Source organism: Pseudoalteromonas sp. Scap03 (assembly GCF_013393115.1).
Classification (GTDB): Bacteria; Pseudomonadota; Gammaproteobacteria; order Enterobacterales; family Alteromonadaceae; genus Pseudoalteromonas.
The window spans coordinates 255,618-268,282 of the sequence record NZ_VDEU01000001.1 but is presented as its reverse complement, the minus strand read 5'-3'; the positions used below and the strand labels follow the sequence as shown (position 1 = coordinate 268,282).

Genomic DNA, 12,665 nt, shown 5'->3' with positions numbered 1-12,665 from the left:
AATTATTCGTCTGTTGGGAAAATTTCAACATGGGCTTGTTCGCGCATTTCTTGCTGCCAGTTAAAACCTTCTTCTTTAAATTTACGATTAAACAACATGCCATGTGCACGATTACGCTTAGCTTGCTCAGTTTTATCTGCAACGCGTGTATCTAACAACTGCACAATGTGCCAGCCATACTGGGTTCTAAAGGGTTCGCTGATTTCGTTTTGATCAAGAGATAGCAATGTATCTCTAAACGCAGGAACGTAGGTAGTTGGATCAGTCCAGTCGTATTGCCCGCCTTTAAGCGCTGAGCCTGGGTCTTGCGAGTGCTCTTTAGCTAGTTCTGCAAAGTCAGCATTTCCAGCGCGTAAATCCTTAACAAAGCCAGCTAGCATAGTGCGGGCTTTTTCTTCGCTTAAAATAATTGAAGGCTTAATAAGAATATGACGGGATTTAACTTCTGTGGCTTCTACTACTTGGCGACCACGAACGTCTTGCACCTTAATAATATGAAAACCTGCGCCAGAGCGAAGTGGGCCAATAATCGTACCTTTCTTTTGCCCTTTCACCGCTTCTGCAAATAAAGATGGCATTTCATTAATGCCCATCCAGTCTAATTGACCACCCTCAAGCGCTTTTGGACCACTTGATGAAGAAATAGCAATACGCTTAAACTCTTGGCCGTCTTGCAGCAGTTCAATTACCTTGTCTGCGCGTGTTTTTGCAGAGCTGACGTCATCTGCACTTGCACCGCTTGGAATATCGATAAGAATATGACCAATATCGTATTCTTCGGCATTTTTGCCTTGGCTATCCATAATTTTTAGCAAGTTATCAATTTCTTGGTCGCTTATATATATACGACGGTCTACGTTTACACGAATGACTTGTTGCGTGGTTATCTCTTTACGAATTTCTTCACGGTAAGCTTGAAAGCTCTCACCCGACGCTTCAATAGTACGACGTAAATCAGCAATTGTACCGCCTTGCTCTTTGGCCATGTTGGCGAGTGTTTGGTCGAGCTGGCTATCTGAAATCTCTAAGCCCATACGCTCAGCCATTTGCATCATTAGCGTTTGATTAACTAAGCGCTCAATTGCTTGTACACGCAGTGTTTCGTCTTTTGGCAGCTGTTGATTTTGTTCTTCTGCTTGTTTTTTAACACGATCAACAATTGTGTCTACTTCACTTTTTAAAATAACGCCTTGGTTTACAATACCAATCACTTTATCTATTTCGACCGGTGCGGCGAATGCACTTTGGCATAAGCTAAACGTTAAAACTGCTGATGTTAATAATTTTTTTAAATTCATATTCTTTTTACTACTCTTACTAATAGTACTGTTGTAATGCTAAAGGCGACTAGATTGATATAGTTATTTGTAAATTTTTACTATACAAAATGCAGCTTAGTCATTAAGAAAATACGGCCTACGATAACCAAAAATACCTTGTTGTAATAATTTTTGAGCATCATAACGGCTTTTACTACCAAGCCCTTTTAATACAAAATTCAAACGAATGCTCGAATCAAAAGTGGCTTGGGGTTGCCCAATTGACTGATTTAAATCAGTTTCAATTTGGCGGTGACCAGTAATTTGGAACGCCCAACAACACGATTCATACTGTAATCCACTAAATACTTCAATGCTGCGGTTATTATCAAGGTCGCGATGGTAACTTGCAATAAACTGCCATTCGTCACTGATAGGAATGCTTGTAAATAAGCCCGCTTGTTCGATTGTATTTCCTGAGACATCATTTGCATAGCGATGGTTCAATTGAACCAGCTGATTATTGTCACCTTTATAATCTAAGGTAACATTTGACTGGATAATTTGCTTGCCATCCGTATCGTACTGAATACCACCGGATAAATACCAGCGGCGGTGCCAATGTAACATGGTTTGCGCTGCAAACAAGGCATTGTAGTTACTGTCGCTGTTAAGCCCTTGCTCTGTGGGCTTGGCTGAATCACTTAAATAAAATATTTGGCCAGCACTGAAATTAAATACTTCTTCATTTTTCTTATCAAATAAACGGGTGGTTGCCCCAAGCGTAAATTGATTTGCAGCGGCAATACGGTCAACACTTGAAAAACGTGCATCCCTGAATAGGCCAAAAAAGTCATCTTGTAATTTAGTGGTATCGTATAAGCCAATATCGGACTGATCTTTATTTGGTGTATATAAATACTGAATTTGTGGTTCTAAGGTTTGAATGCCATCGTCGATAAAAATTGAGGTGTCGCGCTCAAAGTTAAGCTGAGAATATAAGCGGAGTTTCGGCAATGTGCGCGAGACCGTCTCGCTATATTGAGTGCCCTGTAAGTTGCCGTCTTGTTTATAGTTAGTTTGTAGCAGGCTTACTTCAGATAAAAATGACCAAGCATATTCTTTGTAATCAAAGCGTGCTTTAGGTTCTATATGCACGCGAGTTGCTTGGTCAATCACCGCTGAGCTATTAGTAAAGTGGCTCAGCTCCCCTGAAACAGTAAAATCGAAGTAATCAATTTTCCACGGCGTAGTTTGTGTAAAGCTAACTTGAGGTAAGGCTGTATATGACTCTAAGTGGTCACCGAGTACTTCAAAGTTTTGTATTTTTATATCAGTACGCCACATCTCGCCCATGTGAGTTAGTGAGCCGGTACGATAAAGCTGAGTATCGGTTTTACTTGCATAAGTTGAGTTTAAATCAGTAAGGTAATTATCATCACTGACATTGGTTATATCAATACTGGCTCGCCAGTCTTCGCCTATATAGCTTTTTTGTTGCCAATGAAACAAAAAACGCTCGTCAAGCTCAGGCTCTGAGTCATCTTTATTTAAGTATTCGACAGCCACTAAACCTTGGTGTTCTGGAGTTAGATATCTAAATTCAGTTTGTAGCTGTAAACCTTTGCGTGACATATAACGCGGCGTAATGGTTGCATCATAGTTTGGAGCAATATTCCAATAATAAGGCGTAATAGTCTCTAAACCATAGCGATCTGAGCTTGAAAAGCTGGGTGTTAATAAGCCTGATTTACGGCGCTCATCAAGTGGGAAAGTAAAATAGGGTAAATAGAGCACTGGCGTGTCTAAAATACGTAGCACCGCATTGTAGGTTTCACCCCAGCCTTCTTCTCGCGATAAATTAATTTCGTCGGCTTCAATCGCCCATACTGGCGTATTACCCGGGCAAGCAGTAAAGCTTGCATTCATCAGCATTAAGCCAGACTTGTCTATGGTGAGTTTTTCCGCGCCGCCTTTGCCTTGCTGTTGTGTTAGGCTGTATTGTGCACCTAATAAGCTAAAGGCTGAGTTGTTTAAATCGGCGTTTAAGCCCGCACTTTGAACTTTACTCACATAATCGCGGTAGGTAATAGGGCCGGTGGCATTGAGTAGGCCGCGTTGTTTATCAATCAGTGCTGATTGTGCGGACAAACTCATGTTAACGGTGTTAATATCAACATTACCAGTAAATTCAGCGCTTTGTGTGCCTAAAAGCTCAACGTCATCAGCGCTGATATCAACCGTTCCAAGCTCAAGGCCAGCTAGCGGTTGCCAAGCTCTGGTTTGCATTGAAGTGCCACAAAAGTTGTGTGTCAGTTCAGTTTCGGCAAGCGATGGTGCGCTCAGTACGCTTAGCATCAAAATGCCCCAGGTTTTGCTCATTTATCGACCTTTATGCTCTGTGATTAGTTACAAGCTATACATAATAAAGGAAAACAATAGCAAAGTAATTAGTGAAAAATAGATAGCTTATAAAATGACACGTTTTGAGAGTTTACAACAGTTTATTAATACTCACTTTAGTGAGCAATCCTGCGCGCTTGATGCAATAACCGCAGATGCCAGTTTTCGCCGTTATTATAGGTTAAGCGCTGAAAATAAAAGCTTTATTGTGATGGACTCAGATCCAAAAAAAGTTAACAACGTCCCTTATATTGCATTAAATAAGGTGTTTTCTGAGCAGGGGTTTTTATTACCATCCATTATTCATAGTGATGAGCAGCAAGGTTTTTTTATTTTAAGTGATTTGGGTAACACCCATTTAGCTGACTTGCTTGATGATGCCAATCGCAGCGAGTATTACCAGCAGCTGATCAGTTTAAGTGCCAAGTGGGCTAAAACGCCTAAAGCTCCGTCAATGAATCCGTATGACCATGACTTTATTGCACTTGAGCTGGATATTTTTAAAAATTGGTTAGTTAATGATTTTATTTGTACAGAGCTCAGCGCTGAGCAACAAAATATTTGGCAAACAAGTACTGCGCTGCTAATCAATACACTGCTTGAACAACCCACAGTGACTATGCATCGTGATTACCATAGCCGTAATATTATGCGCTGCGAGCAGCAATGGGCAATTATTGATTATCAAGACGCGGTACAAGGTCCGTTATGTTATGACTTAGTCTCGCTTTTAAGAGATTGTTATTTTAAATTGCCCAACGACGAGCTGACTCATTTACTTGAGTTTGGTTATGACGAATTTAAGCGACAAAGTTTAATAACTAACGAGTCATTCGCACAATTTAAGTATTGGTTTGATTTAACTGGCTTGCAGCGCCATTTAAAAGCAGCGGGTATTTTTTGTCGCTTGTATTTACGGGATGGCAAAAAAGGTTACTTAACCAATATATTACCAACACTAGCGTATATTGTTGAAGTGGCGGCAGAGTATCCAGAGCTTAGTGACTTGTCTGATTGGGTAAAAAATTACGTAGTACCAAAAGTACAGCAGCGGTTAAAAGAGGAACAACTATGAAGGCCATGATCTTAGCTGCAGGACGCGGTAAACGTATGATGCCGCTCACCGCACAGTTGCCAAAACCTATGTTATGTGTGGCAGGTAAACCACTTATTGAGCATCATATTATGCGCTTAAAAGCAGCTGGTATTACGCAGATTGTGATTAATCTCGCCTGGCAAGGAGATAAAATAAAAACCTACTTTGCAGATGGCAGTGCATGGGGGGTAAGTATTACCTATAGCCAGGAAGCAACTGGCGGGCTTGAAACTGCAGGCGGAATTATTCAAGCACTTCCTTTATTAGATGAGTCATTTATTGTTATTAATGGTGATGTTTACAGCGATTACGATGTTAGTGCATTAATGCAGCTGCATTTACAGCCAAAAGAAGCGCACATTGTATTGGTTGAAAATCCTGCGCATAACCCAGATGGTGATTTTACGCTAAGCCACTTACCTAATAGTGAACAGCGCTATACTTTTTCTGGAATTGGCCGTTATCAGGCTGATTTCTTTGAAGGGCTTCCCCCAGGTATTCTCCCGTTAGGGCCTTTACTGCGTGAAAAATTAAATGAACATTTAGTCTCCACTGAACTCTATATTGGCCAATGGGACGATATAGGCACACCAGAGCGTTTATCGACTCTTAACCAACAATTAGCACCATAAGCTAAATATAAAACACTAGAGGTAAGTTTTAAAATGTGGGGAAAAATTCTCGGTTTCTGTTTTGGTTTTATGTTTGGCAAAATATTTGGCGCCATTTTAGGCTTATACCTAGGCCATATGTTTGATAAAAGTCTAAAGAAAGACTTTGATCAGGCTGGTGGCTTCTCTAACCTTTTTAAAGGCGATGATGTTAACGAGCGCCAAGCACTGTTTTTTTCTAGCTGCTTTGCAGTAATGGGGCATATCGCCAAGTCAAATGGACGAATAAGCGAAACCCATATTAAAGCTGCGACGCTATTTATGGATGAAATGGGCTTAAAAGGCGAAGAGCGCCGTGAAGCGCAGCAGGCATTTCAATCGGGTAAAGACAGCGACTTTTCACTCAAAGACACGGTTTATGACTTTAAAGAACGTTTTGCTAAACGTTACGATTTACTACAGTTATTTTTAGAAATTCAAATTCAAATGGCGTTTTCTGATGGCGTGCTTGCCGCGCAAGAAAAGCAATTACTGCAAGAAGTAAGCAAGCAGTTGGGGGTATCTAAAGCACACTTTGCCTTTGTACTAAAACGTTATCAAGCAGAGTTTAATTTTAGGCAGCAACAACAGCGCTTTAGGCAGCAGCAAAGTCAAAGTAGTAGTTACCGAGAAGGCTCAGGACATCATGTACCGCCAAATAATGATATGAATCGCTCGCAGGCATTGGCCTTGTTAGGGCTAAATAAAGATGCGTCGCAACGTGATATTAAAGTAGCGTACCGAAAGCTTATGGCTCAGCACCATCCTGATAAACTGGTATCGCAAGGTTTACCTAAGCACATGATGGAAGTCGCGGTTAAAAAAAGCCAAGATATTCAAGCCGCTTACGAGTATTTAAAAAAGGCGGCGTAAAAAACCGTCTATTTCTTTGCTCAAGCGTGCATGTTGCTGCGGCGCATCGCGCAATCCAAATAGCTGGCGCTGGCGGTAATCAAACTTTGCATTACGGTTAACCCAACGCTGACGGTTTTTAAGGTTCATTAAAATATCGTTATGATCGCCTGAAAAATAAATATCTAATAACGCCGGTGTCACTAAAGAGGTGGTTTGGCTCAAACGCGCATTACGCTGTGAATTTGGTAAGAAGCTACTTAAACTAATAAATGCATTGATCTGTAAATCTGAAAAATCAGCATAGTGCTCCATTAATACTCCCGCACTGGTTCCTTGAGCAATAACCACAATATCATTCGAGGCTTCACTCGCTTGCTGATAAAGTGCCTCATAGCGAGCAATTAAATTTGTTTTGTAATTATCTAGTACATCAATATTGACCTGCTCAATATAATCAACATGATGAGGCGGCTCAGTTGGCGTGCTGTTATCTGCTGCAGTCGGTTGATTATTTGCCTCGCTGCTCTGCTCAGCAGCTTGCCAATTAATATCGGGCACCGTCATAGCGTAAGTGCTATAGCCATGGTTATTTAACTCTTTGCGCAAAAAGTTCATGCCAGAATTGTTTGTAGGGCTCGATTGCCAGTCGGGTATTAGAATCACCACACCTCTAAAATCAGCGCTCATGTATTCACGATGTAAGGTTAAAAATGGTGTGTCGCCAAGCTCAATGGTTTTAATTTCATCCCCTGGTGCTAAGCGTTTAATATCATTTTCAATAATAGTTGAGTGGGCTGTAGGAGCTATATGTTCCACTGCATATGTTTGCCAATGCATTAATATGCAAACAGCTGATAATGCACAGAGTGACATTTTTATAAATTGCGCAACAACCATAATGAACCCAAACAATAAAGATTATTTAGGTATCGGCGCGAGGCTATAAAAGTTTAGCTATTTGCGTGTTTATTTAAAACTCGGGTTCAGCTTCAAAAGTAAGTACTTGCTCTGTTAAAGGGTGTTTGAGTTGTAGCATTTGTGCATGCAGCTGTAGGCGAGGAGCCGCAGCAAGTGCGTCTTTGTGGGCATATAAACGATCGCCTAAAATAGGGTGGCCTAAGCTTAGCATATGTACTCGCAGCTGGTGGGAGCGCCCAGTAATAGGAGTAAGCTCTACACGGGTTGCCTGTGCTTCGCGCTTAAGCACTTTAAAATGAGTAAGCGAGGGCTTGCCATTGTCGTGATCAACCATTTGCTTAGGACGGTTCGGCCAATCACAAATAAGCGGTAAGTCAACTGAGCCCGTTTCACTTTCAAGTTGCCCATAAACTCGCGCAATGTAACGCTTTGCCGTTTCACGCTCTTGAAATTGCATACTTAAATGGCGGTGAGCGGCTTTGTTCATTGCCAAGCAAAGTATCCCTGAGGTAGCCATATCTAAACGGTGAACAATTTTAGCCGTAGGAAAAACACGGTTGACGCGATTAATTAAGCTATCGGCATGTTTTGGGTCTTTACCTGGTACGGTGAGTAACTCGCTAGGCTTATTTACAATAAGTAAATCATCGTCTTGAAACAGTATAGTTAAATACGGGCTCATAGGGGGATTGTAATTAACTAACACGGCAGACCTCAGTGATTTTGAAGTGCGCTATTTTAGTGGAGCGAGCGCAAAGGCTCAAGTAAAAAGCGCGATATAAATATCGCGCTTTTTCAATGCACACGTTAGTTGACCTTTAACTAACGACTGACAGCTATATCCTCTAGTGCGAAACCACAATTAAACGAATTGCATCGAGTTTTAACTGCGCTTTTTCAATATGTGCGGTTAGCTCATTGCGTTGTTTGTCGTAAAAAGTAATTTCTTCTTGGCGAATATTTGGGTTTATTTGTTTCAGTGCCTCTAAACGCTGTTGCTCTTCACTCAACGATGTTTGCATTTTAGCTAATGACTCTGCACGAATAACATCCAGCTTTTGTTGCGCCATGTCTTTTGCTGTGTTGATCATCGGATGAACCGCACTTTGTAATGCACCGGCTAATTTACTTGCTGTTTGGCGACCTACCGCAGATAACTGTTGATTAAAGCCATCAAAGTCAACGTTTTCGCCTAAGTTATTACTGCTCTTATCGAGTAAAATACGAATAGGCGTAGGCGGTAAAAAGCGGCCCACTTGCAGTACTTTTGGTGCCATCGCCTCGGCAACAAAGATTAGCTCAACAAAGAATGTTCCTGGTGGTAACTTTTTGTTTTTAAGTAACGCCACTGACGCACTACCAAAGTCATCATCGCAAATCATGTCCATAGTGCCTTGCACCATAGGGTGATCCCAACTGATAAAGTGCACATCTTCTTGCGAAAGAGCGGTATCACGGTCAAATGTTACCGTCATGCCATCTTCTTTTAAAGCAGGGAATGAGGCATTAAGCATATGCTCAGTGGGTTTTAAAATAATAGTGTTTTCACCTTTATCTTCTTGGCTTACGCCAAAGGTGTCGAACACATTGATCATGTAACTTGGTAGCTCAAACTGATTATCGAGTTTTTCAATGTCAGCTACGAGTGAATCAGCAGCGCCTTGCCCTGATGAATGCAGTTCTAGTAGGCGATCTCGGCCACTTTCCATTTGCTTACGTAATACTGCATTCTTTTGTGCTACTTGCTCAAGCAATGGGTCTAGCTCATCTTCGTCACAATTATGAGCTGCAATATATTCAAGTAAGTCTTCGCTAAATTCTTTATATAATAACTGTCCTGTGGTTGAAGTGCTTTCAAATGCATCTAGGCCTTCGTTGTACCAACGTAATAACACTTCCTGTGCCGTATTTTCAAAGTAAGGCACATGAATGTTCACATCTTGTGTTTGTCCTATGCGGTCTAAGCGACCAATTCGTTGCTCAAGTAAATCTGGGTTGAGCGGTAAATCAAACAACACTAAATGATGTGAGAATTGGAAGTTACGGCCTTCTGAACCAATTTCAGAACACAATAATATTTGAGCATTATCGTATTCATCGGCAAAGAACGCCGCGGCGCGGTCTCGTTCAATTATCGACATGCCCTCGTGGAAAACCGAGGCTTTAATTGCTTCGCGTTCACGTAATATTTGCTCAAGGCTGATTGCGGTTTCGGCTTTAGCACAAATGAGTAATACTTTTTCACGTTTGAGAGTTTTTAGCGTTTCGATCAGCCAATCTACACGCGGGTCAAATAAACCCCAACTGGCGCTTTCACCTTCAAACTCTTGAAATATTTTTTCAGGGAAAAGTGCACGCTGTGCACTGAGTTCAGCATTTTGAATGCCGCTCATATTACCTAGTACAGTCATTGCTGTTTTGTATTGCTTAGGTAAAGCCATAGGGTAGGCGTGTAATTTACGACTTGGGTAACCATCAATACCACTGCGACTATTTCTAAATAAGATGCGGCCAGTACCGTGACGGTCTAAAAGCATATTTAAAATTTCTTTACGTGCTTCAAGGTCGCCTTGTTGTGCTGTTTCAAGAATATCGGTGATATCCGTTTCTTTTAATAGCTCAATCAAGGTTGCTTTAGCGTTATCATCTAATGATTGCTCTTGCAGTAGTTGGTTAGCAGCTTCGGCTACATCTTTGTAGTTTGCTTCTTCTTCTTTAAATACGTCGTAGTCGTAAAAGCGATCTGGGTCGAGCAGTTGTAAGCGTGCAAAGTGGCTACGATGACCCAGTTGGTCTGGCGTTGCTGTTAATAAAATTAGCCCCGGAATGTCTTGACTCAGCTCAGCCATACGTTGGTATTCGGCACTAGGTTTATTGTTGTTAATGCTTAAATGATGGGCTTCATCAATGACTAATAAGTCCCAGTCGGCCAACGTAGATTGTTCAAACCAACGTTTTTTCTTAGTTAAAAACTCAAGGCTGGTAAGCACCAGTTGCTCGGTATCAAATACGTTAGGTGAATCAGCAAACGCTTCGTCGCAGCGCTCTTCATCAAAAATAGAAAAACGTAAATTAAAACGGCGTAGCATTTCTACTAACCATTGGTGCTGCAAGTTCTCAGGTACCACAATGAGCACACGGCTGGCGCGACCAGTAATAATTTGTTGGTGTAAAATCATGCCAGCTTCGATGGTTTTACCCAAACCTACTTCATCAGAAAGTAGTACACGTGGCGCAAAACGTTTACCTACTTCTTGGGCAATATAAAGCTGATGCGGAATAAGGTTGGCACGTTGGCCAATTAAACCTTTAATAGGTGACTGTTGGCGTTCAAATTGGTGTAACCAAGTTTGGTAGCGCAAAGTGTATCGATCAAAGCGGTCTACTTGGCCTGCAAATAAACGGTCTTGTGGTTTATTAAATTTAATAAAATGGTCTAAAAAGGTCTCTTTTAATTGTACTTTTTCACCGTTATCAATACGTTCACCGTGATAGCACAGTAATTCGCCTTGTACTTCAATTGACTCAACTTGTAATTCCCACTCCTCAACGCTTCGGATCACATCACCAGGATTAAATGCTACGCGGGTTACCGGAGCTTCTGCAGAAGAATAAACACGGTTTTCACCACTGGCAGGAAATAAAATGCTGACCTGGCGGCCATCAATGGCAACAACGGTGCCCAATCCTAAATCTGACTCTGTATCACTGATCCAACGCTGACCTAAGGAAAAATTCATGTATGTCTCGTCTATGAAGAAAAAGGCGGCTATGTTACCTGTTAGATAACACCACTGCAAGGCGCTATTTGCCTGACTTTTAATTAATTTTATAAGTGTGAATTATTCCTATCTATAAGCACTGATTAGTGCGCCGATTTTGTAGGAAATTCAAACTAAATGATATTTGTCATAAAACAGACTTTTATGACAAATAGACTAAACTCAAATTATACCTAAGTAATTAATCAAGTTTATTAGTCACACTGATTAGTTTATTGGGTATAGCATAAAAATCATAAAACGTAAGGAAAGTGCTATGGAAAAAGCTTCGAACCTTGATAGTAAAATGTATGTGCTAGATACCAATGTATTGCTTCATGAACCCCTCGCGTATTTGTCATTTCAAGAACACCAAGTGGTTATTCCAATGACGGTATTAGAAGAGCTTGATCACATTAAAGACAGAAAACACGATGTAAGTCGCGATGCCCGAGTGGCCATTCGTGGACTTGATGGAGTGCTCAGCCAGGCCTCTCCCGAGCAAATGTTACAAGGGGTTGCGCTACCAAGTAATAAACAAGGCGGATTAACGGGAAGCTTACTGATTGTAAATGACCATTTATTTGCCGATTCTATTTCCGGCTTACCGGGCAATGAAAACGACCACCGCATTATTAATTGCGCGGTGCACTTACAAAATCAGCACAGTGATAAAAAAGTCATACTGGTTACTAAAGATATCAACATGCGCTTAAAAGCCAAAGGGGCGGGGCTTAAATATGTTGAAGATTACCGTACCGATCAGCTTATTGACGATATCGCCTTACTTACCAGCGGCTATAAAAAAATTACTGGTGATTTTTGGCAGCATGTTGGCGAGTGTAACACTGAGCAACACGGGCGTGAAACAGTCCATCATATCCCTAAAGATTTAATCCCAGATGTGTTTTGTAATGAGTATTTACTTGATGATGGCGATCAGTTTGCCGCTAGAGTCAAATCTTACGATGGTGAGCATATTACCATTAAAGATATTGGAGCAGAGCGACTAATGCATCAAAGTGCTTGGGGAATAAAGCCAAAAAATATTTACCAAGCAATGGCACTAGATGCACTGCTCGATACCTCTATTGAACTTGTTATTTTAACCGGCCCTGCGGGGTGTGGTAAAACCTTACTGGCGCTTGCATGTGCACTGGAAATGGTGATTGAAAAAGGTGTTTACGATAAAGTGATTGTAACCCGAAACACCCCTGAAATTGCCGAATCGATTGGCTTTTTACCTGGCACCGAGGAAGAGAAAATGGCGCCTTGGCTGGCTGCCATAACCGATACCTTAGAGGTGCTGCATAAAGGAGATGAGAACCCTGTTTCAAGCCGTAATTACATTATGGAAAAAGCCAATGTTCAGTTTAAATCGGTGAACTTCATGCGTGGGCGAAGTATTCAAAATGCGGTGGTGATTTTAGATGAAAGCCAAAACTTAACGGCTTCTCAGCTCAAAACCATTATTACCCGTTGTGGTGAAGGAACTAAACTTATTTGTACCGGAAATTTAGCACAAATAGACAGTAACTATTTAACCGCTGTTACCTCTGGACTTACCTATATTGTGGAGCGATTTAAGCACTTTGAAGGCGGCGCTACTGTTAATCTTAATGGTGTAGTAAGAAGTCGACTAGCGTCATTTGCCGAGGAGAATTTATAACTTGCGCTTAACATCTTGGCTCGATAGTCTACAGTTTGATTTTTGAGCCAATAA

General features: G+C 41.2%; 9 protein-coding genes. 4 read left to right on the top strand and 5 right to left on the bottom strand.

The window, feature by feature from the left end; translation table 11 throughout:
• Window positions 1-2: 2 nt before the first annotated feature.
• Both surA and lptD read right to left on the bottom strand, forming a co-directional pair.
• Window positions 3-1,298 carry a peptidylprolyl isomerase SurA gene (gene surA, locus FHG08_RS01200; RefSeq protein WP_178956586.1) on the bottom strand — a complete coding sequence of 432 codons (1,296 nt, stop codon included), beginning with the start codon at window positions 1,296-1,298 and terminating at the stop codon, window positions 3-5.
• 96 nt (window positions 1,299-1,394) lie between these two features.
• Window positions 1,395-3,641 carry an LPS assembly protein LptD gene (gene lptD / locus FHG08_RS01195; protein ID WP_178956585.1) on the bottom strand — a complete coding sequence of 749 codons (2,247 nt, stop codon included), beginning with the start codon at window positions 3,639-3,641 and terminating at the stop codon, window positions 1,395-1,397.
• Window positions 3,642-3,735: 94 nt separating this feature from the next.
• On the opposite strand from lptD, the gene FHG08_RS01190 reads away from it, so the two are divergent.
• From FHG08_RS01190 to djlA, 3 genes are read left to right on the top strand one after another with little or no spacing between them, the layout of a single operon-like run.
• Window positions 3,736-4,737, top strand: a complete 1,002-nt coding sequence (locus tag FHG08_RS01190) for an aminoglycoside phosphotransferase family protein (RefSeq protein ID WP_178956584.1) — start codon at window positions 3,736-3,738, stop codon at window positions 4,735-4,737.
• On the top strand, window positions 4,734-5,390 hold the full coding sequence (murU, locus tag FHG08_RS01185; protein WP_138609117.1) for an N-acetylmuramate alpha-1-phosphate uridylyltransferase MurU: 657 nt from the start codon (window positions 4,734-4,736) through the stop codon (window positions 5,388-5,390). Before FHG08_RS01190 ends, murU begins: the two co-directional genes overlap by 4 nt.
• Before the next feature lie 33 nt (window positions 5,391-5,423).
• The gene (djlA, locus tag FHG08_RS01180; protein WP_178956583.1) at window positions 5,424-6,281 is read left to right on the top strand and encodes a co-chaperone DjlA; all 858 of its coding nucleotides are present in this window, start codon (window positions 5,424-5,426) and stop codon (window positions 6,279-6,281) included.
• On the opposite strand, the gene FHG08_RS01175 is transcribed toward djlA, so the two are convergent.
• The 3 genes from FHG08_RS01175 to rapA form a co-directional block, all read right to left on the bottom strand.
• Complete coding sequence (locus FHG08_RS01175; protein ID WP_178956582.1) at window positions 6,264-7,160, bottom strand: DUF3530 family protein; 897 nt, start codon at window positions 7,158-7,160, stop codon at window positions 6,264-6,266. The genes djlA and FHG08_RS01175 overlap by 18 nt on opposite strands.
• 73 nt (window positions 7,161-7,233) lie before the next feature.
• Entirely contained in the window at window positions 7,234-7,887 is a 654-nt protein-coding gene (gene rluA / locus FHG08_RS01170) for a bifunctional tRNA pseudouridine(32) synthase/23S rRNA pseudouridine(746) synthase RluA (protein WP_138609123.1), read from the bottom strand.
• Window positions 7,888-8,026: 139 nt separating this feature from the next.
• Window positions 8,027-10,921: an RNA polymerase-associated protein RapA gene (gene rapA / locus FHG08_RS01165; protein WP_178956581.1), complete on the bottom strand. Its 2,895-nt coding sequence runs from the start codon at window positions 10,919-10,921 to the stop codon at window positions 8,027-8,029.
• Between the two features lie 298 nt (window positions 10,922-11,219).
• Between rapA and FHG08_RS01160 the strand changes: the two genes are divergently transcribed.
• Window positions 11,220-12,611 carry a PhoH family protein gene (locus FHG08_RS01160; RefSeq protein WP_010391619.1) on the top strand — a complete coding sequence of 464 codons (1,392 nt, stop codon included), beginning with the start codon at window positions 11,220-11,222 and terminating at the stop codon, window positions 12,609-12,611.
• Window positions 12,612-12,665: the final 54 nt, after the last annotated feature.